Genomic DNA, 21,712 nt, shown 5'->3' on the forward strand with positions numbered 1-21,712 from the left:
ATCATGTTGCGCCGCAATAGGGCGCAAGTGACCTTCGCAAGCACCCGTTTCAGGGTGATTTCATAGGGGGTCGTTACATGAATCTACGTAACTTCCATTTGCAGTGCAGCATTGCCGCACTGGCTTTCGGGGCACTGTCCATGCCCGCCATGGCGCAGGCACAGGACACCACGGCGGACAACGGTCTCGATAGTGCGGCGCAGGCCATCGTCGTCACCGGATCGCGCATCCGCCAGAACCCGCTCGACAATCCCAGCCCTGTCGTAACCCTCAACAACGAGGATATTGCCAAGACCGGTCTCTCCTCCGTGGCGGACGTGCTGCAGCGGCTGCCCAGCGCGGCGGGCGGGTTGAACACCAAGGTCAACAACTCGGGCAATATCGGCAACCCGCAGGACGGCGGCGGCGTCGGCGCCGGCACCAGCGAGATCGACTTGCGCTACCTGCTGGCCAAGCGCACGCTCGTGCTGGTGGACGGCATGCGCTACGTCAACGCCACGGCGGCCAGCGGCATCCCTTCGACGGTCGACCTCAATACCATTCCCGCCAGCCAGATCGAGCGGATCGAGGTGCTGCAATCGGGCCAGTCGCCCCTCTATGGCTCGGACGCGATCGCCGGCGTCGTCAACATCATCACCAAGTCGGAGCAGGACGGGCTTCGTGCCTCGGCCCAGTTCGGCACGTTCCGCCAGGGCGACGGGCATACGCAGGACTACAACGTCAGCTATGGCGTGAAAGGGCCGACCACGTCGGTGGTATTCGGCGCCAGCTATGTGAAGCAGGACAAGGTCAGCACCGCGGACCGTTCGATCTCCCAATTCCCCAACCCCGGCCAGACCAGTTGCTCGGACCCGCGCGGCGGCTGTTCGTCGGCAGCGGTGGACGGGCGCATCGTCTTCAACGAGGGCAATCCCTCGCTTCCGGCAGGCGGCAGCATCACCCCCCGAAATCCCCCGCTGACCACGCGCGGCGTCTATGACCCCACGCTGGCGGGCGGCGACTTCCGCGCCTTCACCACCGAAGACCGCTTCAACTTCGCCCCCTACAACTACTTCCTGACGCCGCAGGAACGCTATGGCATGTGGGTCAGCGCCAAGCAGGAACTGACCTCCAACATCACGTTCCGCGCGAAGATGGTCTACAACCACCGCAATTCGCAGAACCAGGCCGCCTTCCTGCCGCTGTTCGTCGGGCCGGACGCGGGCAACGGCAACTTGCTCGATACCGTTTCGATCGATGCCACCAACCCCTACAACCCCTTCGGCATCACGCTGAATTCGGGCACGAACGGGCAACCGGCCACTTACAGCTTCATCGCCCGCCGTCTGGTCGAGGCGGGGCAGCGCACCTATACCCAGCATGTCGACACGATGACGGCCAATGCATCGCTGGATGGCAGCTTCCAGATCGGCACGCGCAAGTTCTACTGGGACGTGAACGCCGCCTTCGGCTGGAACGATGCCAAGCAGACCTTCACCGGCAACGTCAACGCCGCCAAGGTGGCCCAGGCGCTGGGCCCGCTGGCGGATTGCACCGGCGCCTGCGTGCCGCTGAACATCTTCGGCGGCGAAGGGTCGATCACGCCGGAGATGCTGAACTTCATCACTTTCACCGAGCATGACCGGTCCAGCCAGCGGATGCAGGACTATACCGCCAACGTCACGGGTGACCTGTTCGACCTGCCGGCCGGCCCGGTCAGCATGGCGGTGGGCTATGAGCACCGCTTCCAGCACGGATCGTTCACGCCCGATCCGATCATCCAGGCGGGTCTGGGTGCGGACATTCCGGCACAGGCGGCCGCAGGCGGCTACAATTCGGACGAGTTCTACGGCGAATTGCGCGTGCCGATCCTGAAGGACACGCCGTTCTTCCAGATGCTGGAGGCCGACGGCGCGGTGCGCCACGCGAACTATTCTACCAGCGGATCCAGCACCACCTTCACCGCCACCGGCCTGTGGAAGCCGGTGTCCGATCTGCTGCTGCGCGCCAATTATGCCGAAGGGTTCCGCGCCCCGGCGATCGGCGAACTGTTCGGCGCCCAGTCCCGCGCGGACGCACCGATCGACGATCCCTGCACCAACGTCGCCGGATCGCTGTGGCAGACCTCCGCCACGGTGCGCACGAACTGCATCGCCAACGGCGTGCCCGCCAGCGGCAGCTATCAGGAACCGCAGGGCGGCCAGATCGGCACGCTGACCGGCGGCAACGACACGCTGAAACCCGAAACCAGCAAGACCTGGCTGTTCGGCGGCGTCTACAGCCCGTCCTGGGCGCGCGGCGGTTTTGCCCGCAACCTCAGCCTTGAGGTCAATTACTACGACATCAAGGTGAGCAACGCGATCGCCGCCATCAACCCGCAGGTCACCCTGTCGCGCTGCGCCGAACTGGGCGATCCCACGGCTTGCGCCAACGTGATCCGCACGCCCAGCGGCATCATCTCACGCGTGGTGGGCCTGCTGCAGAACATCGGCGGCATCCGCACGCAGGGCATCGACGTCAGCCTGAACTACATGTCTCCTGAAACCGGCGTGGGCACGTTCGGCCTGTCGTTCAATGCCAACCGGCTGCTCAAGTATACCGAAACGTTCCCCACGGCGGACGGCACGGCCACGATCAGCTACAAGGGCACCACGCGCGGGTTCCCGGATCAGTCCTATCCGAAGTTCAAGAGCACCGGCATCCTCTCGTGGTCCTATTCGGGCGTCGATGCCTCGTTCACTGGCCGCTATATCGACAGCGTGACCGAAAGCGACGGCCACAAGATGAACAGCCGGTTCTACGGCGACGTCCAGCTGAGCTACACGCCCAGCTTCATGGACAGCGCCCTGACCTTCACGCTGGGCGTGATCAACGTGTTCAACACCGATCCGCCGCCGTGCAACACCTGCACCGGCCCCAACTATGACCCGACCACTTACGACGTACCCGGCCAGTTCGGCTACCTGCGCGTATCGGTGAAGATGTAAGGGCACGGCGCTTACAGGCCCGGCGCGGGCGTCTCTCCCGCGTCGGGCTACAGGGCGGATCCTGTCGGAGAATCCGCCAAAAGCAGATTTTCAGGCCACTATCGCCGCTTCTTCAGCACCACGTAGAGCGCGCCCTGCCCGCCATGGCGGCGGTGCGCGCCGCGAATGGCGACGATGTCGTGCGAATGCTCGCTCGCGGCCAGCCAGTCGGTGATCTTGGCGCGAATGGCGCCGCGCGCGGTGCCGCGATCCATCGCATCGACCGGGCGGGACTTGCCCGTCACCACCAGCACCACGCGCGCGCCCATGGACTTGGCCTGAGTCAGCCCGTGCATCAGCCGGACATAGGCCTGATCCAGGCTCGATCCATGCAGGTCCAGGCTGAAATCGGGCATCAGCGTGCCCTTGGAAATGCGCTTCTCCCACGAACCGTCCAGTTGAAGCTGCGATTCCGCCTGCGGCTTGGCGGCGACCGGCTTGGGCGGCAGCGGCGCCGGCACGCGGCCCTTCACCTTTTTGGCCGGAGGGGGCGGGGGAGATACGACGATCTGGGCCGGCACCGGCTCGGGTGCCGCCGCCTTGGGCCGGCGCTTTTCCAGCGGCGTCACCGTCCGGGCGACTTGCGCCCAGACTTGTGCCTCTTCCGCCGTCAATCGCCGTCCCGGTCTCCTCATGGCTGCAGACGCGAGAGCGTGCCCTTGGGGACGAGCACCAGCGCATCGCCGCGCCCGCTCATGCCACCGGCGGTCAGGCGGGCCTGATCGCCCGCGCCCCAGAACGTATCGAAACGGTTGGCGCCCTTGATCGCGCCGCCGGTGTCCTGCGCGATCCACACGCCGGAGGCTTCGCTGCGATCCAGCGCCAGCCAGACCGGCGCGCCCAGCGGCACGAACTTCGGATCGGCAGCGACCGAGGCATGCGCGCGCACCGGCACGCCCAGCGCGCCCAGCGGACCGTCGCCGGTCAGTTCACGGAAGAACACCCAGGACTGGTTCTGGCGCATCAGCACATCACCCTCGACCGGATGGTCATGAATATACTGCATGATGCCCTGCATCGAGCCGGGATATTGCCCCGGCCCGGTGCCGACCAGCCCCTGATCGCGCATGACCGCGCCGATGCCGGTGTAGGGCCACCCGTTCTGCCCGGCATAACCGATGCGCATCACCGTGCCATCGGGCGCGCGCAACCGGCCGGAGCCCTGCACTTGCAGGAAGAACACCTCCACCGCGTCGCGCGCCCAGGCGATTTCCAGCCCCCGGTTGGCCAGCGCGCCGTCTTCGATCGCGCCGCGATCGTAATAGGGGACGAAAATGCCGGTCTGGTCATAACGGCCCAAGGGCATCTGCCCCTTGGCATTCGCCACCGCATCACCCGGCTGCGCGCGGACGAGATCGGCGGGCATGCCGTAGATCGGCACGTCGTAACCCGGCAAGTGCTGGCGCGCGCCGGCGATCTCCGGCTCGTAATACCCGGTGGCGAAGCCGCGACCGTCGCCGACTTTCACCGTCTCGAAATAAGTCTGGAAGAACTGCGTGGCGGTGGCGTTCGGCCATGTCTTCGCCGCGGCGCAGGCCGGCTGCCAGTCGGCGGGCCGGGTCAGGCCGCTGCTGTCGGTCCGTTTGGAGACGCTGGGGCAGCTTTCGCGGAACGAAGCCAGTGCCGCCGCCCCATCGGCCGCGCCCACCTTCAGGCTGGCGATCGGCGGCCCAGCGCGCACGCCCAGCGCCAGCGCATTGGCGGGCGGCGGCGGCGTGGGCACGGTGGGCGTGGTCGGCGGCAAACCGGGCGGCGGGGCCACGCCGGGCCCGGTGCCGCCAGGGATCACCCGCGCGCAACCCGCCAGAAGCGCCATCGCCAGAAGCACGCTCCCCATAGGCACGCTCCGCCCGCGCACGGGGAACATGCGGATCGGAAACCCCGTTCCCCGCTTCACCAAAGCTGCCTGCAAGACGATCCTCCGCACCACACAACAAGAGGCCGGACCTTGCGGCCCGGCCTCTCGATCCTTGTGGGATCAAATTCCTGAAATCAACCGACTAAGCGGTACTTCGAGCTTATCCGGCGTCCGTTTCGTCGAGCAGCCAGTCGGGACCGACGGCATCGACGCGGCGGCTGAAAGTCCAGATGTCCACCGCCTCGATCGCATCGTCCAGCGAACCGGCGATCACATGACCTTCGGCATCGCGCGTCACCGCCGCGATGTCCGAACGGAAGCGGATGGTGATGCGGGCCAGGCCATTGTCGACACCGGCGGAGACGACTGCGGCTTCCTCGATACGGATCAGGCGGTTGTCCAGCGTTTCACCGGCCGCCATGCGCGCATCGATGGCGCTGCTGAAGCTGTCGTAGACGTCGCCGTCGCACAGCGCGCGAAGCTCTGCCTTGTCGCCCTTCCAGAACGATTCCAGAATCAGGCGATAGGCGCTGCGTGCGCCCTCCACGAAGGCGAACGCGTCGAATCGACGGTCCGCGTTGGCGATTTCGGCAAGACCGCGCTCTACCGAAGGCGGTGCAAGGGGCATTTCCCGCTGGCGCGGCGCGAAGGGCTGCCGTTCGGCCTGCTTGGCATCGGGCTTCACCTCGGCCTTGGGCTGCACGCGCGGCGCACCGGGCTGGCCCTGGCGGCCTTCGAAGCGTCCCTGGATCGGCTCTTCCTCATGCTCGGCACGGCGGCCGAGTACCGAATAGAGCCGCAGGCCAAGGAAGGCTGCGATCATGGCCAGGATCACGATTTCCGGTGTCACGTTCCTTTGTCCATCCTTTGCTTGGACGCTTCTTGATCGGGTGGTGCGAGCCTCGGCAAAGTGCGGAAAGGGGGCGAATCGCCCAAGTCCGCATGGAGGCCGGGCACGCGCCCGGGGAGCGTCATCATAACCTCAGATAGGTACAGTTTACAAATGAACAACGTGTGAGCGGCGGAATCGGGGATTTTTTCGTCAATCCGACCGACATTCCGGCGTTCCTTTGCTATCCAACGCATGGGCCTGCAGCGGGTTGCCCCTTTCGGGCCAAAAAAGCCCCCGCAACAAAATCCGCCCCGTACCTTCCACCGTCCGCCAAAACGCGCTACGCGCGCCCCCAGACTTTCATCCGTATTCTTATAGACGGGACAGAATCGAAATGGCCGACGAAGGCAACGTCATCTCCGATATCAACCTGGGCAATGGCGACGACAATGCGCCGGCCGCCGGCATCATCTCGCAGTACGTGAAGGACCTCTCGGTAGAGAACCCGAACGCACCGCAGAGCTTCTCGTGGCAGAACCAGCCGCAAGTCGACATCCAGTTCAACATCGGTGCCCGTCCGATCGACGGCGAAGTGCACGAAGTCGAACTGAAGATCACCGTCGCTGCCAAGGCCGACGAAGGCACCGCCTATGTCGTGGACCTCAGCTATTGCGGCCTGGTCGGCATGCGCAACCTGGATGAGCCCAGCATGCACGCCTTCCTCTATGCCGAAGCGCCGCGCATCCTGTTCCCCTTCGCCCGCCGCGTGGTGGCCGATGCCGTGCGCGATGCCGGCTATCCGCCGCTGATGCTGGAGCCGATCGACTTCAACGGCCTCTATTTCCAGCAGCTTGCCGCCCGCCAGCAGGCCGAAGCCGAAGGCATGGGCGAACCGGCCGGCCACGCCTGAGCCCCGCGCCAAAGCCAATGACATTCAGGCCCGTCCGCACCCTGCCAGCAACGGCGACGGGCGCGGGCGGGCCTTTTTGCTTTTTATGACTTGTTCGGCTGAGACCAGGAAACTCGTCGTCCCCGCGAAGGCGGGGACCCCGCTTTTTCTTTCCATCGTTGCGTGCAAGAAAGCGGGACCCCCGCCTTCGCGGGGGCGACGGAAGTGGGTGAACGCCTCAACCCGATCCAGGCAAACCATAGACTTCGAAGGACCCGTTCGGGGATGAACCTTACCAAGGCGCTTGCCAGTGTCGGCGGCCTAACGCTCGCCAGCCGCATACTCGGCCTCGTGCGCGACAGCCTGTTTGCGCGCTTCGTGGGCGCCGGCTTCGCATCCGACGCGTTCCTGATCGCCTTCCGCCTGCCGAACATGTTCCGCGCGCTGTTCGCCGAAGGGGCGTTCGCATCGGCCTTCATCCCGATGTTCAACCAGAAGGTGACCGACAAGGATGGCCCCGGCCTGGCCGCCGGCATCACCTTTGCCGAGCAGGCACTTTCGATGCTGCTGCCGATTCTGGTGGCGATGACGATACTGCTGGAAGCCTTCGCCTGGCCGGTGACGTTGATGCTCTCCGGCGGGTTCAACGGCGTCTCGCACGAGCAGTTCGCCTTCGCCGTCATGCTCAGCCGGTTCACCATCCCCTACCTGGCGCTGATCAGCATCGTCTCGCTGCTGGGCGGCATCCTGAATTCGATGAACAAGTTCTGGGTCAACGCCGCCGCGCCGATCCTGCTGAACGTGACGCAGATCGTGGCCATTCTGGGCTTCCACTCCGCCGATCCGCTGGTGACGGCACGCAACCAGGCCATCGCCGTCTCGGTATCGGGCGCGTTGCAGCTTCTCTGGCTCTACTTCGCCTGCCGCGCCAACGGCGTATCGATGCGCCTGCGCGCACCCGTCTGGAATGCGGACGTGAAGAAGCTGATGGCGCTGATCTGGCCCGCCGCCGCCGGTGCGGGCGCGGTGCAGATCAACCTCGTGGTGTCGACGTTCCTGGCGGCCACATTCCTGGCGCACGGCTCGGTCACCTACATCTACATGGCAGACCGGCTGAACCAGCTTCCGCTCGGCCTGATCGGCATCGGCCTTGGCACCGTTCTCCTTCCCACGATCTCGCGCCAACTGGGTGCCGGTGAGGATGCGGCGGCGATGGACACCCAGAACCGCGGCATGGAACTGGCCCTGCTGCTCACCCTGCCGGCATCGGTGGCGCTGATCGTCTGCGGCCAGCCGATCGCGGCGGCGCTGTTCGGCTACGGCAAGTTCGACGCTGGCGACGTTGCCCGCACGGCGGAAGCGCTGGCCGCCTTCTCGATCGGCCTGCCCAGCTACATCCTCGTCAAGGTGCTGACGCCGGGCTTCTACGCCCGTCAGGACACCAAGACGCCGGTGCGCTACGCAATGATCTCCATGGCGGCGAACCTCCTGCTGAACCTCGCGCTGATCGCGCCGCTGCAGCACATGGGCCCGCCGCTGGCGACCGCCATCGCCTCCACCATCAATGTCGGCATGCTTTACTGGACCTTGGTGAAGCGCGGCCATTTCCAGGTCGACGCCCGTCTGAAGCGCCGCGCGCCGCGCCTGGCGCTGGCCGCCATTGCCATGGGCGTGGTGCTGTGGTTCGGCGAAGATCTGCTGACGCCCTACCTCCACGGCTCATGGCTGGTACGCGGGCTGGCGTTGGCCACGCTCGTTTCGGCCGGCGGCGTGGTCTACGCACTGGCGACGCTGGTGACGGGTGCCTTCACCCGCGACGATCTGGCCCTGCTGCGCCGTCGCAAGGCGGCGTAAAGCGCACAGAATGGGCTCCTTCGGCAGCCATGACCTAAAACTCCGTCGCACCCGCGAAGGCGGGGGCCCCGCTTCCTTTTGGCCCAGCCGCAAGAACAAGCGGGATCCCCGCCTTCACGGGGATGACGGGGTAGGTATTGGCAACGGGACGGACGCTCTTCCCACGACGCTCAAGTATGCTATGAGCCCTGCCCATGCAGGACCTTTCGCTCTCGAAGTCTGCCGAAACGCGTCGCCTCTCGTGGCGATGGCGGAGTGTCGCGCGCGTTTCGCGCTGACCCTGCCTGCATGCGCGCCCGAACCGGCGCACCCAAACCACACATCCGACAACCCATAACTCGCGAAGGACGCGTCCATGCGTATCGTCTCCGGCATTCAGCCCACCGGCAACCTGCACCTCGGCAACTACCTGGGCGCCATCCGCAACTGGGTCTCGATGCAGGACGACGCCACCGCCAGCGGGGGTGAGTGCCTCTACTTCCTGGCCGATCTCCACGCGATCTCGATGCCGCACACCCCGGCCGACCTCTCCGCCAACACGCGCGAGATGGTGGCCGCCCTCGTCGCCTGCGGGATCGATCCCGATCGCTCGATCCTGTTCAATCAGGCGCAAGTGCCCCAGCACGCGGAAATGCAGTGGCTGCTGAACGGCACCGCGCGCATGGGCTGGCTGAACCGCATGACGCAGTGGAAGGACAAGGCCGGCAAGAACCGCGAAGGCCAGTCGGTCGCGCTGTTCACTTATCCGGTGCTGCAGGCCGCCGACGTGCTGATCTATCAGGCGACCCACGTTCCGGTGGGCGAGGACCAGAAGCAGCACCTGGAACTGGCGCGCGACATCGCGCAGAAGTTCAACAACGACTTCTGTGCGGAAGACGCGCCGCTGTTCACGCTGCCCGCGCCGTTCATCCCGCCCGAAGCCGCCCGCATCATGAGCCTGCGCGACGGCACCTCGAAGATGAGCAAGTCCGACCCTTCGGACATGAGCCGCATCAACATGACCGACGATGCCGATACCATCATGCAGAAGGTGAAGAAGGCCAAGACCGATCCGGAGCCGCTGCCTTCGGAAAAGGCCGGGCTGGAAGGCCGTGCGGAGGCGAACAACCTCGTCTCGATCTACGCCGTCATGGCCGGCACCACGGTGGACGCAGTGCTGGCGCAGTTCGGCGGCCAGGGCTTCGGCGCGTTCAAGCCGGCGCTGGGCGAGCTGCTGGTGGAAAAGCTCTCGCCGATCAACGCGCGCTTCGTCGAACTGCGGCAGGACCGCGCCGCGCTTGACGCGATCTTGCGCAAGGGCGCCGAAAAGGCCCGCGCGCTCGCAATCCCGACGCTGGAGAAGACGTACGAGGCGCTGGGCCTCGTTCGCGGGTGACCATTACAGGCGCGTGGGGGAGCTGGACTTTCCCACGCGCCTGAATTCGCCGGCTTCCAAACCGGCACCTCACGAAAATACCTCGTCATTCCCGCGAAGGCGGAAATCCCGCTTGCCTTGGTTCATGCCGCAAGGAAGCGGGGCCCTCGCCTTCGCGGGGGCGACGGGAATATTTGCGAGAACGGGTTCCTGCCGCCTAGCCTTCCAGCCCCAGCAACTTCGCGCGCCGCCGCACCCAGGGCGCGGCCAGCGCCGAAACCTCGCCCAGTGCTTCCAGCCCGGCAGGATCCTTCTTGTGATCGCCGGCGATCAACAGGCCGAACACGCGCCGCACGCTCCAATCGGGATTGGGCCGCGCGACCAGTTCCATCATGTCGCCCGCGGCAACCTCGCCCTCCTCGATCACGCGGTAGTACCAGCCCGCCCGACGCGATTTCACCACGCCGGCATTGACCGCCGCCCCGTCGAAGCGATGGTCCAGCTTCCAGCACGGCTGGCGCCCCTGGCTCACTTCGACCAGCGCGCTACCCAGTCGCCAGCGGTCGCCGATGCAGATCGCGTCTTCGGTCAGGCCATCGGTGGCGATGTTTTCCCCAAAGGCGCCATAGTCTTCCAGCAACGGATGATCGCCCAACCGCGCGCGCCAGAAGGCGTAATGATCGTGCGGATAGTGGTGGATCGCCTTGTCCGGCCCGCCATGGACGGCCAGATCGGCCTGCGCGTCACCTTCCAGACCCAGCCGACGGACGCGCACCGGCCCCGTCACCGGATGCTTGCCGATGGCGCTGGGCTCGTCCGCACCGCGGAAGGGTGCGACCGCCCCGCACTGAATCGAACGAATCGGCACGGAAATTAAGGATGTGGCACTGGTGGTCATGCCCAATGAGTCCTACATTGCGGTAGTTAACTCAAGCCAGGACCGGTGCCCTGACCGGCGGATGAACGCAACAACGGTCCATCACAGTTGTGCCACCATTCAACCGCTATTCAGGGCATTGATAATAAGGCAGAGTCGCAAGGAATCGCGGGCCGCGCTTGGGAAGGGCGTTTCGGGCCTAAGGGTTCATGGAGTAAGACCAATGACAGAACATCCCGGAACGCACCTCGGCAGGCTAAGGGTCGCAGCCGTCGCCGTGCTTCTCATGGCGCTGGCCGCATGCGCCACCCCCTTCAATGCCAACGTCTCGCGCTTCCGGACGCAGCTTCCGGCGCCGGAAGGGCAGACTTTCGTCGTCGTCGCCGATGATCCCAAGCTGGCCGGTGGACTGGAATTCGCCACCTACGCCGCGCTGGTGCGCGATCAGGTGGCCAAGCAGGGCTACACCCCGGTCGACGATCCCGCCAAGGCAACGCTGATCGTGCGCTTCGATTATGGCGTCGATACCGGACGTGAACGCGTGCGTTCCACCCCCGGCATGGGCGGCTTCTGGAGCCCGTGGTACGGCCCCGGCTTCTACGGCCGTGGCTTCTACGGTCCGCGTTGGGGCGGCTGGGGCGGTGGCCCCTGGGCGATGGGCTGGTATGATCCGTTCTTCGACAGCGGCATCGACAGCTACACCGTCTTCACCAGCGGCATCTCGCTGAAGATCGACCGCGCGGTGGACAACCAGCGCCTGTTCGAAGGCAAGGCCGAGGCGGTTTCGACCTCGAACCGCCTGCAGTACCTTGTTCCGAACCTGATCCAGGCGATGTTCACGAACTTCCCGGGCAATTCGGGCGAGACCGTGCGCATCTCGATCGCGCCGGAAAAGAAGTGATCCGATAGGGCAGCCCCCGCCCCTGGTGGCGGGCGGCGCCCAAAGACGGGGCAGAAACGGGCTCGCCGGGCAACCGGTGGGCCCGTTTCTGCTTTATGGGCTATCTCCCCCTGGCCGTGCCGGATATAGCCCCACACGAATGAATACCTTCATGGCCATCATGTCGCAGCTCTTCTGGGGGGTGACCGTAGGAGCGCTGACATCGGCCTTCTCAGCCCTTGCCAAAGGCTTGGCGGCCATTGCGGGGATCGGCGGCGTGGGCTGGTACGGCGTGAAGCGCCACCGCGAGCGGCGCGCGCGAATCGACCGCAAGGATTGAATTCGGGGTGGAGTAGCCGGCTTGGTGCCCGGCTCTTCCAGCCAACTTGCGGCCAAATCCATCTTCGTCACACCCGCTGCTCCACCACACGCTCCACCACACAAGCGCCGCATCAAAAGCGGGATCCCCGCCTGCGCGAGGATGACGGTGTTGGTTGAGGGAGGCGCAACCTTATGGGAATTTCATACCGTTCACTTGCCTGAACGGTTTGGCGGCGAGAGGGAGCGACGATGCCTCTCGACCAGATCCTTGATGCAGTCGACACCGTTACAGACGTCATCGATGCTGTAGACACAGCCGACACCGTTCACCGCCGATGGGGCTGCAAAGGCTGTCTGATGGCCCTTCTCACGTTGGCTGTGGTCGCGTTGCTGGCTCTTTGGCTACTCGGCGCCTTTTCGCACGCCTGAACTCCGCCAAGGCGCGCAAACAGTTACGACGCTTTCATTTGCCAAAGCATACCATCCGACAGAACAAGCCGCCGATGATTGACGACATTCTTGGAGAAATTGCCGGCGGTGTCGCCGAAGCGGCGATGGAGACGGCGACCGACGAGGTTCATCGCCGATGGGGCCTGATTGGATGCCTCACCGTAACGTCTGGCCTCGTGGCGCTCGTCATGCTGCTCTTGTGGGTCTTCGGCGCCTTTTCATAGACGCCGAAGGATCAGTTCCCCAGAGCCACCACGCCGCCGGTCGACCCGAAGCCGCCCTCGCCGCGCAGCGTCTCGTCGAGTTCCTCGACCTGCAGCCACGATGCGCGGGTGACGGGCGCCAGCACGAGCTGCGCCACGCGGTCGCCGCGGCGGATGTCGAACGCATCGGCGCCGTGGTTGATCAGGATCACCTTCAGCTCGCCACGATAGTCCGAATCGATCGTGCCGGGCGAATTGGGCACCGAAATGCCGTGCTTGAGGGCAAGCCCCGAACGCGGACGCACCTGAATCTCGAAACCGGCCGGGATCGCCATGGCAAGGCCGGTGGCGACGGCATGACGCCCGCCGGGGGCCAGCGTCACATCCTCGGCCGAAACGACGTCCATGCCCGCCGCGCCATCGGTGGCATAGACCGGCAGCGGCAGGCCCTCACCGTGGGGGAGAACCTTTACGGCAACCGGAACGTCATTATCGGGGGAGTGCATCTGCGAACCTTTCGACGAGGAGGCGCGCAACCTCCTCCTTGGGCATTTCGGGAAGGGAAATCACGTCGTCGCCGCGCACGATGTGGACGGCATTGGCATCGCCGCCCATCACATCGCCGGAAACGTCGTTGGCAATGATCCAGTCCGCGCCCTTGCGCTTGCGCTTTTCCTTGGCGTAGCGGATCACGTCCTCGGTCTCGGCGGCGAAGCCGATCAGCAGCGGCGGCCGGTCTGGCCGCGCGGCAACGCTGGCGAGAATGTCTGGGTTTTCGGTCAGGAGCAGCGCCGGCGGGGCCGATCCGCGCTTCTTCAGCTTGTCCTTGGCGACGCTGATCGTGCGCCAGTCCGCCACGGCGGCAACCATCACCGCGATGTCCGCCGGCAGCGCCTGCTTCACCGCATCGGCCATCTGCTGCGCGCTTTCCACGTCCACCCGGTCCACGCCCGGCGGGGTCGGCAAGTGCACGGGGCCAGCCACCAGCGTGACGCGCGCGCCGGCCTTGGCGGCGGCAGCGGCAATCGCGAAGCCCTGCTTGCCCGAGGATCGGTTGGCGATGTAGCGCACCGGATCGATCGGTTCCCACGTCGGGCCGGCCGTCACCAGCACATGGCGACCCGAAAGCGGGCCGTCGGCAGGCTTTTCGAACGGTGTTTCCGGTGCCGCGCCGAACGGCTGCGGGGCAGAGGCTTGTGAAACCGTGTGGTTGATCGCGTCGGGATCGGTCGGCGGGGCGGAGCGTGCGCCGCCCTTCTTGACGACCAGCAGCCCGGCCGCCGGATCGGCAATGGCGCCGCCATCCGCAAGCGGGTCGAACGTCGCGCCGTCATTGTCCGGCGCGCCGAAGCTGATCGCACGCTTGGCCTTCTGGAGGCCCCGGCTGATCATCGATCCGGTCAGGCCGCCAAGGCCGTAGCTGTCCTCCGGCGCCGTTTCCTCGGCAGTCGGCTCCAGTTCCGGCGCGGCGAACTGCGGCTGCCACGGGAAAGGATTGGCCAGATCGAGGCCCACTTCAGGCTGCGGGAGCGACGGGATCGAACCCGGCAGAGAGCCAGGAAGAGGGGCCACTTCCACCGGGCCAAGGCCCAGTGCCCAAGCAATGCGCTGCCAGATCGCGATGGGATCGGGCAAGCGGCCGGGGCCGAACTCGCCGCAGGCCATCGTGCCTTCGTCCGGCTCCATCACGTCCACGCCGGCATCGCGCAGCGTCTGCACGTTGCGCACGGTGGCGGCATGCTGCCACATGCGCACGTTCATCGCCGGCACGGCCATGACAGGCTTGTCGGTCGCCAGCATCATCGTGGTGGCCAGATCATCCGCAATGCCGGAGGCCATCTTGGCCATCAGGTCCGCCGTCGCCGGGCAGACCACCACCAGATCGGCCTCTCGGCTCAGCTGGATATGGCCCATCTCCACCTCGTTCTTGAGGTCGAACAGCGAGGTATAGACCGGCCGTTCGGACAGCGCCGCCAGCGCCATCGGGGTGACGAAATGCGATCCGCCCTCGGTCAGCACGCAAGTCACCTCGCCGCCTTCCTTGCGGATATGGCGCACGAGTTCGCAGGCCTTGTAGGCCGCGATGCCGCCGCCGATGACCAGAAGAATACGGGGACCACTCATGGTCCGGGCTTGTGCAACAGCGTTCATGGGTGCGCAATCAGTTTAGGGTGTTTACCGGAGATTTGGCGAGCTTTGCGGCAACCACAAGCCCCGAGAGTGCACGCGGCGCGAAGGCGATGCCGGCAAACATGGCCGGCGCGATCATAGCCCCCCAATAGAAATTGTCCCACCGACCCGCCGCCATGAACAGCACGCCATAGCCCGCCGCCAGCAGGAAGGCGAACATGCCTTCCGCCCGGTTCCAGCCCAGCCAGCCGAACGTCATCAGCACCACCGCCGGGCCCGCAAGCCAATGCGGCAGCCAGCGCAAGTTGCTCGACTGGACGACATTGGACAGCCAGCCGGGCAGCCCACGCAGCACCAGCCATGGCGCGGAGTGCGGATCGCCGGGCAACACCTGCTGCGAAATGACCGAAAGATGCCAGGCGAGCCCCGCGAAGAATACCGCGATCAGCGCGCTCCACGCCGCCGCCTCGCGCCAGTTGCGCTGCCACAATGCGGTAGCGGCCATCAGCGCGACGAAGGGCAGCGAATGCTCGCGGATCGCCAATGCCAGCACGGCGGCGGCGAAAGCGGCATGCCAACGGCCGCCCCGCCCCCTCACGCCGATCCGATGCAGGCCCAGCGACAGCGCGATCAACCCGCCCGCCCACAGCTCATGCAGCGGGAAGTAATGCCGGTTCAGCCCCAGCGATGCGCCCACGAAAGCCAATGCCGTTGCCATGCGCTTGAGGCGCGGCGACACGCCCGCCTCCCCCAGCTTGCGCCACCACACGACGATGATGGCCACCATCAGCGCGACGGCGGCCGCGATCTGTCCCGCGCTGCCCAGCAAGGCGTCGAGATAGGCCAGCGTCGGCAGCCGCACGGCGATGGCCGGGTTCACCGGATAATCGCGCGCGCGCTGTTCGGGGACGATGAAGCTGTAGTAATTCTCACCCTTGGCCACGCGAGCGATCGCCACTTCGTAAAGGGCGATGTCCTCGTCATAGGGCTTGGCCGCAACGGGTTTCCCCGCGACCTCGGCCTTGCCTGCCGTCGAGACCGGCCCTTCCACGGGGCCTTCCCAGGGGGAGCGATTGCCGGACTTGGCCACCGGCACCACTGCCGAAGCCACCAGCAAGGCCGCCAGCAAGGCCAGCGCCAGACGCGCCAGCCACACTGGCCAAACCGCGAAGCGCGTGGCGGAAGCGGGCACAGGCGCGGGTACGAGCCCCGCCCCTTCGGAAAGGCTCAATGCCCCAGCAGTGTCCAGTACGTCAGCGCCCATGCAGCAACACCCCCAAGGATTGCCGCCAGACCATAGCCTACCCAGTGGTTACTTTCGGGTTTACGAGATTCCCCGAGGCCAAGAATAAGGTCGACGTCCGGCAGCGGCGCCTGTTCGGGCGCGCCCCCCTTGGGCGGGAACTTCTCCTCGATCCGTCGCACCAGCGCGGGCAGGCGGAACAGCGTGCCCAGGTCTTCGCGCAGACGATCGGCAATGATCGCCTCCGGCCCCAGTTCGTCGCGAATCCAGCTCTTCACGAAGGGGGCGGACACGTCCCACATGTTGATGCCGGGATCGAGCGCGGTGGCCAGCCCTTCGACCATCACCATGGTCTTCTGCAGCAGCAGCAGGTGCGGCTGGACCTGCATGTCGAAATCGCGGGTGATTGCGAACAGCCCGTCGAGCATCTGGCCGACCGAGAGTTCGGACACCGGCTTGCCCCGCATCGGCTCGCCCACGGCGCGCAGCGCGGTCGCGAACTCTTCCACCGTGTGGTAGCTGGGCACGTATTGCGCCTCGAAGTGGATCTCCGCCACACGGCGGTAATTGCCGGTGGTCAGGCCATAGAGGATTTCCGCCAGCCACAGTCGCGCCTGCCGGTTGATGCGGCCCATGATGCCGAAATCGATGGCGACGATGGTGCCGTCCTGCTCCACGAACAGGTTGCCCTGGTGCATGTCGGCATGGAAGAACCCGCAGGAGATCGCCTGCGTCAGGAAGGTGAGCACCAGCTTGTGCGCCAGCTTGGGCAGGTCGTGCCCGGCGGCGCGCAGCCCCTCGATATTGCTCATCTTGGTGGCGCCGATCCACTCGATCGTCAGCACCTGGCCGTTGGTACGGTCCCAGTCGATATCCGGCACGCGGTAGCCATGCGTGCCCTTCATCGCATCGGTGAGTTCCGATGCCGAGGCGGCCTCCCGGCGCAAGTCCAGCTCACGCAAGGTCCAACGCTTGAGATTGGCGACCACCGCGCGCGGGCGCAGGCGTGCGGCCTCTCCGCCCAGCGCCTCCAGATGCGCGGCGGCCCATTCATAGGTCTCGACATCGCGGGCGAACTGCTCGCGAATGCCGGGGCGCAGCACTTTCACGGCGACATCGCGGCCATCGGGCGTGACCGCGCGATGGACTTGCGCGATCGAGGCGGCGCCCACCGGGTTCTCGTCGATCGAGGCGAAGATCTGTTCCAACGGGCGGCCGAAGCTGCTTTCGATCCCATGCCGGATTTCGGAGAAGGCCACCGGCGGCAGACTGTCCTGCAAGGTCAGCAGGTTGTGCGCCGGGCCTTCGCCCACAAGATCGGGCCGGGTGGCCAGCGCCTGCCCCAGCTTGATCGCGGCCGGGCCGATTTCCTGGAAGGCGCCGGCATAGTCCGGCTCGGCCGGCTGGCGCGCGCCGAAGCGGGCGATCCGGCACAGGCGCTTCACTTGCGCCGGGGCATTGCGGTCATTCTCGATCCCGCGCAGCGCCCCATGGCGCGCGAGGACGCGGCCCCATTTGAGGAGCCGCAGGATATGCGTGGTCGATCCAGTCACGGTGTGAGTCTCAGACCTTCCAGCCCGAATGGATCGCGACCAGGCCGCCCATGATCGGCTCCACCTTGGTATGCTTGAAGCCGGCGGTGCGGATCATCTTTTCGAATTCCGGCATCGGCGGGAAGCGGCGGATCGATTCGATCAGGTAGCGGTAGGATTCCGCGTCACCGGCGATGGCCTGTCCGATCTTCGGCACCAGATGGTGCGAATAGACGTCATAGACTTCCTTGAAGCCCGGCCATTCGGTGGTCGAGAATTCCAGGCAGAAGAACCGCCCGCCGAACTTCAGCACGCGGTGCGCTTCGGCCAGCGCCTTGTCGATATGGGTGACGTTGCGGATGCCGAAAGCGATCGTGTAGGCATCGAAGTGGCGCGCGGGGAACGAAAGTTCCTCGGCATTCTGGCGCGACCAGACCAGGCCGTCGATGCCGCGTTCCATCGCGCGTTCCACGCCGACGTCCAGCATGTCCTGATTGATGTCCGAAACGGTAACCGATGCGCCATGCGCGGCCATGCGGAAGGCGATGTCGCCCGTGCCGCCAGCCATGTCGAGAATCTGCTCGTCGCGATGCGGCTTCACGCGGCGCACGAACTTGTCCTTCCAGAGCCGGTGCATGCCGGCCGACATGGCATCGTTCATCACGTCGTACTTGCGTGCAACGCTGGAGAAGACCGCGCCGACGCGCGCCTCCTTCTCCTCGGTGGCCACATCCTCGTAGCCGAAGGAAACCGTTTCGCTCATGGCGCCGCTTTAGGCGCAAAAGCCGTTTGCGCAAAGGGTGATGCTGGCCGGCGGATAGAAGCAGTCAATGCAAGGCGGGGCTTTGCCGTGCCCATCCCCTTGGAAAGGGAAAATACCGCGCTATTTCAACATTTTCACCGGCACATTAAGGGCCTGAAGGGCAAACACCCCTATGATTTTCGCCGTGGAGGGCCGGTCGAACCGGTCCACGATCGACGACATGGCGATACAAAGGGGGACAGGAACAATGGAAATCGCAACCCGCGAAGACACGCTCTCTATGGGCGCCGTGCAGGGCGAAACGGCCACTGTAGAGTGCCCGTTCTGCGCCGAAGACGTGAAGGCCACGGCCAAGAAGTGCCGCCATTGCGGCGAAACGCTGGACATCGCGCTGCGCCGGGCCGAGGAAGCCCTGCGCGCCAGCGAACGGCAGGGCAATGTCTATATGAATGCCGCCGTCTCGACCGGCGGCTACAGCCGGCCGGTGAAGAGCAAGGTCACCGCGATCCTGCTCGCGCTGTTCCTCGGCGGGATCGGCGCGCACAAGTTCTATCTGGACAGGACGGGCTGGGGCATCCTCTATCTGGTGTTCTGCTGGACGCTGATCCCCGGCTGCATCGCGTTCATCGAAGCGATCATCTACGCCTGTTCGAGCGAGGACGCCTTCCACTACAAGTACGGCTGACGCTTACGGCCGACGGACAAGTCCGGACGGTTGCGCCGCTTCAGGCGGCCGCCGTCCGGCGCCGCATGGCCAGCGCGGACAGCACGATCCCGGCAAGAATCAGCGCCATGCCGACGAGGTGGTAGGGCATCAGCCGCTCCCCCAACAGCAGGGCCGAGAGCAACGCACCGAACAGCGGCATCAGCGTGATCGCCTGCCCCGCGCGCGCGGCGCCGAGGTCGGCCGTCGCGCGGTTGTAGATGAAGTAGGCCAGGGCCGAGGGGAAAATGCCGACATAGGCGAAGGCGGCCAGCACATGCGGGCTCCACTTCACCACCTCACCCTGCGCGGCCTCCCACGCGGCCAGCGGGCCCATCGCCAGCGCGCCCAGCACGAACGTCAGGAACAGGAACACCGCCGGCGGGATCGGCGGCCGCTTGCGCAGCAGCACCGTGTAGAACGACCAGGCCGCCACCGCGCAGAACACCAGCCCGTCCCCCAGGCCGAAGCGCAATTGCATCAGCGCCGCCGGATCGCCCTTGAAGACGATGGCAACGACGCCCAGGGTCGAGACCGCAACGCCCACACCGTGCAGCTTTCCGGGCAGCCCGCCGAACAGCATCCGGTCCAGCACGGTCACCGCCGCCGGGATGGAGGCCTGCAACAGCAGGGCGTTCGCAGCGGTCGTATAATGCAGCCCCTTGTAGAGAAAGCCGTTGAAGCAGGCGACGCCCAACACGCCCAGCACCAGGATCCAGCGCCAACCCGCCACGACCGCGCGCCATTCGCGTCGCAAGGGCCCCAGCGCAAAGGGCAGCAGCATGATCACCGCGATCAGCCAGCGCCCGAAGGCCAGCGTGAAAGGCGGAATGTCGTCGCGCACCGCCCGCCCGGTGATCGAGTTGCCCGCCCAGAACAGCATGACGAGGCCGAGCATGGCAAAGGCGCGATATTGGGAGCGGTTTTCTTCCATGCGAGGCACTTAGAGTTGGTTTCGGGAATGCGCAAAACCGCATTTTCCGCATGATGGCGACCACTTCGATATACAAAAACCCGTCGTCCCCGCGAAGGCGGGGACCCGCTTCTTCGTATTCGCCACGCAGGGGTGCTTGGCGCCGTGGAATCCGCATGACCCAAGAAAGCGGGACCCCCGCCTTCGCGGGGGCGACGAGGAATGCACGTGCCCTCCATCAATGGGAAGCATCAGACCTTACTTGCCTCGCTCGCTTTTCTTGGCGCGCCTGAAGCCCTATCTCCTCCGCACGATGCCAGAACTTCCCGAAGTCGAAACCACCGTGCGCGGGCTTGCCCGCTATCTCGAGGGCGAGCGGATCGCCCGCGTCACGCTCAACCGTGCCGACTTGCGCCGCCCCTTCCCGCCCGATCTGGTGCAGGTGCTGACCGGCGCGCGCGTCACCACGATGGGCCGCCGCGCCAAGTATGGCCTGATCCATACCGACCGCGACCAGACCATGGTGTTCCACCTGGGCATGTCGGGCCGCTGGCGAATCGAGCCGGAAAAGCCGGAGAAGCACGACCACCTGGTGATCGAGACGGGATCGGGCCACGTGCTGGCGCTCAACGACGCGCGGCGATTCGGTTCGGTCGATCTGGTGCCGACCGAGACACTCGATTCGTGGGGCGCCTTCGCGGCGCTCGGGCCGGAGCCATTGGGCGAAGGGTTGACCCCCGCCCATCTGAAAGCCGAACTCTCCGGACGAATCGCCCCGATCAAGCAGATGCTGCTCGATCAGCAGGTCGTCGCCGGGCTGGGCAATATCTACGTGTGCGAGGCACTGTTCCGCGCCGGGATCCGGCCGGACAAGGAAGCGGGCCAGGTCAGTCTGCCCGCGCTCAGGAAACTGGTGCCGGCGATTCGCGAAGTGCTGGCCGAATCGATCGCCGCCGGCGGTTCGACGATCCGCGACTATGCCCAACCCAACGGAGAACTGGGCTATTTCGCGACTTCGTGGCAGGTCTATGGACGTGAGGGGCAGCCTTGCCTATGTGGCGGGGCGGTTCGGCGCTTCGTCCAAGGAGGACGTAGCACGTTCTGGTGCCCGCGCTGCCAAAGGTAGCCTTAGCCCGCGCGGCGCCTGAGCGAAGCCTTTCCATCCGAAAATGCCAGAAATAGGCGGTTTCGGAGGCGCCTCGCGGGTTGACGGAATAGCGTCACACCGCTAAGGGGCGCGCTTTCCGGCGAGTCCGCTCGCCAAGCAGATTCGTTAGGCATTGGGCCGCCATCACCGCTGTGTGGGGGGCCAGACAGAGGAAATTCGATGGCCAATACGCCGCAAGCCCGCAAGCGCATCCGTCGCAACGATCGCCGTGCGGAGATCAATACCAACCGCGTCAGCCGCATCCGTACCTTCGTGAAGAAGGTGGAAGCCGCGATCGCCGGTGGTGACAAGAGCGCCGCTGCGGCCGCTCTCAAGGAAGCCCAGCCCGAGCTGGCCCGTGGCGTTGCCCGCGGCGTGCTTCACAAGAACACGGCTGCGCGCAAGTTCTCGCGCCTGACCAAGGCCGTATCGGCTCTCTGAGACGCGCCTGACAGTCCGGCCTGACGCCGGACTGCTGCTTCGGCCCAAGCTGCCGTCCGACCATCCGCGATAGCGCGGAAGAATCGGACGGGATGCTTGGGCCGATGGCGTTTCAGGGCCTGACGTCGCCGGGATGCCGGACGGATCGCTTCGATCCAGACGCAATCCCCCGGCGCCGGGGGCGTGTGGGCAGAGCTTGCCCCCAGCCGCTCTCAGGCGCCCTCCTGGCCATCCTTACGCCCGCCTTACGGCGGCCCTCGTCCCTCGACGGGTGTCGCAAATGGGGACAGGCGCATAGGAGCCGGCGAGCGACGCAA

21 protein-coding genes are annotated in these 21,712 nt (G+C 65.8%); 11 read left to right on the plus strand and 10 right to left on the minus strand.

Going from position 1 to position 21,712, the window contains the following annotated elements; genetic code table 11:
* Positions 1-77: 77 nt before the first annotated feature.
* Entirely contained in the window at positions 78-2,966 is a 2,889-nt protein-coding gene (locus tag WBP06_RS13600; protein ID WP_395328700.1) for a TonB-dependent receptor domain-containing protein, read from the plus strand.
* Between the two features lie 98 nt (positions 2,967-3,064).
* Here the strand turns inward: WBP06_RS13600 and WBP06_RS13605 are convergent, their stop codons facing one another.
* From WBP06_RS13605 to WBP06_RS13615, 3 genes are all read right to left on the minus strand, one after another.
* A complete protein-coding gene (locus WBP06_RS13605; RefSeq protein WP_395328704.1) occupies positions 3,065-3,640 on the minus strand; it encodes a Smr/MutS family protein in 576 nt (191 codons plus the stop codon).
* Positions 3,637-4,842: a murein transglycosylase A gene (locus tag WBP06_RS13610; protein ID WP_395328706.1), complete on the minus strand. Its 1,206-nt coding sequence runs from the start codon at positions 4,840-4,842 to the stop codon at positions 3,637-3,639. The genes WBP06_RS13605 and WBP06_RS13610 overlap by 4 nt, the downstream gene beginning before the upstream one ends.
* A gap of 181 nt (positions 4,843-5,023) precedes the next feature.
* Complete coding sequence (locus WBP06_RS13615) at positions 5,024-5,713, minus strand: Tim44/TimA family putative adaptor protein (RefSeq protein ID WP_395328708.1); 690 nt, start codon at positions 5,711-5,713, stop codon at positions 5,024-5,026.
* Positions 5,714-6,089: 376 nt separating this feature from the next.
* Between WBP06_RS13615 and secB the strand changes: the two genes are divergently transcribed.
* The 3 genes from secB (at position 6,090) to trpS (ending at position 9,813) form a co-directional block, all read left to right on the plus strand.
* A complete protein-coding gene (secB, locus tag WBP06_RS13620; RefSeq protein ID WP_395328711.1) occupies positions 6,090-6,605 on the plus strand; it encodes a protein-export chaperone SecB in 516 nt (171 codons plus the stop codon).
* Positions 6,606-6,869: 264 nt separating this feature from the next.
* Positions 6,870-8,438, plus strand: coding sequence for a murein biosynthesis integral membrane protein MurJ (murJ, locus tag WBP06_RS13625; protein ID WP_395328714.1), 1,569 nt, complete (start codon positions 6,870-6,872; stop codon positions 8,436-8,438).
* 355 nt (positions 8,439-8,793) lie between these two features.
* Positions 8,794-9,813 carry a tryptophan--tRNA ligase gene (trpS, locus tag WBP06_RS13630; protein WP_395328717.1) on the plus strand — a complete coding sequence of 340 codons (1,020 nt, stop codon included), beginning with the start codon at positions 8,794-8,796 and terminating at the stop codon, positions 9,811-9,813.
* Positions 9,814-10,009: 196 nt separating this feature from the next.
* On the opposite strand, the gene WBP06_RS13635 is transcribed toward trpS, so the two are convergent.
* Positions 10,010-10,690 carry an MOSC domain-containing protein gene (locus tag WBP06_RS13635; protein WP_395328720.1) on the minus strand — a complete coding sequence of 227 codons (681 nt, stop codon included), beginning with the start codon at positions 10,688-10,690 and terminating at the stop codon, positions 10,010-10,012.
* Between the two features lie 202 nt (positions 10,691-10,892).
* Between WBP06_RS13635 and WBP06_RS13640 the strand changes: the two genes are divergently transcribed.
* The 4 genes from WBP06_RS13640 to WBP06_RS13655 all read left to right on the plus strand — a co-directional run bounded on the left by WBP06_RS13640 (position 10,893) and on the right by WBP06_RS13655 (position 12,544).
* Positions 10,893-11,570: a DUF4136 domain-containing protein gene (locus WBP06_RS13640; RefSeq protein ID WP_395328723.1), complete on the plus strand. Its 678-nt coding sequence runs from the start codon at positions 10,893-10,895 to the stop codon at positions 11,568-11,570.
* 151 nt (positions 11,571-11,721) lie between these two features.
* Positions 11,722-11,889 (plus strand): hypothetical protein, encoded by a 168-nt coding sequence (locus WBP06_RS13645; RefSeq protein WP_395328725.1) that lies wholly within the window; start codon positions 11,722-11,724, stop codon positions 11,887-11,889.
* Between the two features lie 230 nt (positions 11,890-12,119).
* The gene (locus WBP06_RS13650; protein WP_395328727.1) at positions 12,120-12,299 is read left to right on the plus strand and encodes a hypothetical protein; all 180 of its coding nucleotides are present in this window, start codon (positions 12,120-12,122) and stop codon (positions 12,297-12,299) included.
* A gap of 74 nt (positions 12,300-12,373) precedes the next feature.
* A complete protein-coding gene (locus WBP06_RS13655) occupies positions 12,374-12,544 on the plus strand; it encodes a hypothetical protein (RefSeq protein WP_395328730.1) in 171 nt (56 codons plus the stop codon).
* A gap of 11 nt (positions 12,545-12,555) precedes the next feature.
* Here the strand turns inward: WBP06_RS13655 and dut are convergent, their stop codons facing one another.
* The 5 genes from dut to WBP06_RS13680 are packed head-to-tail and all read right to left on the minus strand — an operon-like array spanning position 12,556 to position 18,191.
* On the minus strand, positions 12,556-13,029 hold the full coding sequence (gene dut, locus WBP06_RS13660; RefSeq protein ID WP_395328732.1) for a dUTP diphosphatase: 474 nt from the start codon (positions 13,027-13,029) through the stop codon (positions 12,556-12,558).
* The gene (locus WBP06_RS13665; protein WP_395328735.1) at positions 13,013-14,647 is read right to left on the minus strand and encodes a bifunctional phosphopantothenoylcysteine decarboxylase/phosphopantothenate synthase; all 1,635 of its coding nucleotides are present in this window, start codon (positions 14,645-14,647) and stop codon (positions 13,013-13,015) included. Before WBP06_RS13665 ends, dut begins: the two co-directional genes overlap by 17 nt.
* A 37-nt stretch (positions 14,648-14,684) precedes the next feature.
* On the minus strand, positions 14,685-15,917 hold the full coding sequence (locus WBP06_RS13670; RefSeq protein WP_395328738.1) for a hypothetical protein: 1,233 nt from the start codon (positions 15,915-15,917) through the stop codon (positions 14,685-14,687).
* Positions 15,881-17,449, minus strand: coding sequence for a 2-polyprenylphenol 6-hydroxylase (gene ubiB, locus WBP06_RS13675; protein WP_395328740.1), 1,569 nt, complete (start codon positions 17,447-17,449; stop codon positions 15,881-15,883). The genes WBP06_RS13670 and ubiB overlap by 37 nt, the downstream gene beginning before the upstream one ends.
* A 10-nt stretch (positions 17,450-17,459) precedes the next feature.
* Positions 17,460-18,191 carry a class I SAM-dependent methyltransferase gene (locus WBP06_RS13680; RefSeq protein ID WP_395328742.1) on the minus strand — a complete coding sequence of 244 codons (732 nt, stop codon included), beginning with the start codon at positions 18,189-18,191 and terminating at the stop codon, positions 17,460-17,462.
* Between the two features lie 247 nt (positions 18,192-18,438).
* Here WBP06_RS13680 and WBP06_RS13685 point away from each other — a divergent pair, with 247 nt between their 5' ends.
* On the plus strand, positions 18,439-18,876 hold the full coding sequence (locus WBP06_RS13685) for a TM2 domain-containing protein (RefSeq protein ID WP_395328745.1): 438 nt from the start codon (positions 18,439-18,441) through the stop codon (positions 18,874-18,876).
* A gap of 40 nt (positions 18,877-18,916) precedes the next feature.
* Here WBP06_RS13685 and WBP06_RS13690 read toward each other — a convergent pair whose 3' ends face one another.
* Positions 18,917-19,828, minus strand: coding sequence for a DMT family transporter (locus WBP06_RS13690; protein WP_395328748.1), 912 nt, complete (start codon positions 19,826-19,828; stop codon positions 18,917-18,919).
* A 292-nt stretch (positions 19,829-20,120) separates the two neighbouring features.
* Between WBP06_RS13690 and mutM the strand changes: the two genes are divergently transcribed.
* Both mutM and rpsT read left to right on the plus strand, forming a co-directional pair.
* Entirely contained in the window at positions 20,121-20,933 is an 813-nt protein-coding gene (gene mutM / locus WBP06_RS13695; protein WP_395334162.1) for a bifunctional DNA-formamidopyrimidine glycosylase/DNA-(apurinic or apyrimidinic site) lyase, read from the plus strand.
* Positions 20,934-21,134: 201 nt separating this feature from the next.
* The gene (rpsT, locus tag WBP06_RS13700) at positions 21,135-21,395 is read left to right on the plus strand and encodes a 30S ribosomal protein S20 (RefSeq protein ID WP_395328751.1); all 261 of its coding nucleotides are present in this window, start codon (positions 21,135-21,137) and stop codon (positions 21,393-21,395) included.
* Positions 21,396-21,712: the final 317 nt, after the last annotated feature.

It is taken from the genome of Novosphingobium mississippiense (assembly GCF_044029535.1).
Classification (GTDB): Bacteria; Pseudomonadota; Alphaproteobacteria; order Sphingomonadales; family Sphingomonadaceae; genus Novosphingobium.

Excerpts from the sequence above, each read along its gene's own strand:
- rpsT (WP_395328751.1), top strand. The coding sequence starts at position 21,135 with ATGGCCAATACGCCGCAAGCCCGCAAGCGCATCCGTCGCAACGATCGC.
- WBP06_RS13645 (WP_395328725.1), top strand. The coding sequence starts at position 11,722 with ATGGCCATCATGTCGCAGCTCTTCTGGGGGGTGACCGTAGGAGCGCTG.
- dut (WP_395328732.1), bottom strand. The coding sequence starts at position 13,029 with ATGCACTCCCCCGATAATGACGTTCCGGTTGCCGTAAAGGTTCTCCCC.
- WBP06_RS13665 (WP_395328735.1), bottom strand. The coding sequence starts at position 14,647 with ATGAGTGGTCCCCGTATTCTTCTGGTCATCGGCGGCGGCATCGCGGCC.
- WBP06_RS13680 (WP_395328742.1), bottom strand. The coding sequence starts at position 18,191 with ATGAGCGAAACGGTTTCCTTCGGCTACGAGGATGTGGCCACCGAGGAG.
- mutM (WP_395334162.1), top strand. The coding sequence starts at position 20,121 with ATGCCAGAACTTCCCGAAGTCGAAACCACCGTGCGCGGGCTTGCCCGC.
- WBP06_RS13640 (WP_395328723.1), top strand. The coding sequence starts at position 10,893 with ATGACAGAACATCCCGGAACGCACCTCGGCAGGCTAAGGGTCGCAGCC.
- WBP06_RS13600 (WP_395328700.1), top strand. The coding sequence starts at position 78 with ATGAATCTACGTAACTTCCATTTGCAGTGCAGCATTGCCGCACTGGCT.
- WBP06_RS13635 (WP_395328720.1), bottom strand. The coding sequence starts at position 10,690 with ATGACCACCAGTGCCACATCCTTAATTTCCGTGCCGATTCGTTCGATT.
- WBP06_RS13605 (WP_395328704.1), bottom strand. The coding sequence starts at position 3,640 with ATGAGGAGACCGGGACGGCGATTGACGGCGGAAGAGGCACAAGTCTGG.
- WBP06_RS13650 (WP_395328727.1), top strand. The coding sequence starts at position 12,120 with ATGCCTCTCGACCAGATCCTTGATGCAGTCGACACCGTTACAGACGTC.
- WBP06_RS13610 (WP_395328706.1), bottom strand. The coding sequence starts at position 4,842 with ATGGGGAGCGTGCTTCTGGCGATGGCGCTTCTGGCGGGTTGCGCGCGG.
- WBP06_RS13685 (WP_395328745.1), top strand. The coding sequence starts at position 18,439 with ATGGAAATCGCAACCCGCGAAGACACGCTCTCTATGGGCGCCGTGCAG.
- WBP06_RS13670 (WP_395328738.1), bottom strand. The coding sequence starts at position 15,917 with ATGGGCGCTGACGTACTGGACACTGCTGGGGCATTGAGCCTTTCCGAA.
- WBP06_RS13655 (WP_395328730.1), top strand. The coding sequence starts at position 12,374 with ATGATTGACGACATTCTTGGAGAAATTGCCGGCGGTGTCGCCGAAGCG.
- WBP06_RS13690 (WP_395328748.1), bottom strand. The coding sequence starts at position 19,828 with ATGGAAGAAAACCGCTCCCAATATCGCGCCTTTGCCATGCTCGGCCTC.
- secB (WP_395328711.1), top strand. The coding sequence starts at position 6,090 with ATGGCCGACGAAGGCAACGTCATCTCCGATATCAACCTGGGCAATGGC.
- trpS (WP_395328717.1), top strand. The coding sequence starts at position 8,794 with ATGCGTATCGTCTCCGGCATTCAGCCCACCGGCAACCTGCACCTCGGC.
- murJ (WP_395328714.1), top strand. The coding sequence starts at position 6,870 with ATGAACCTTACCAAGGCGCTTGCCAGTGTCGGCGGCCTAACGCTCGCC.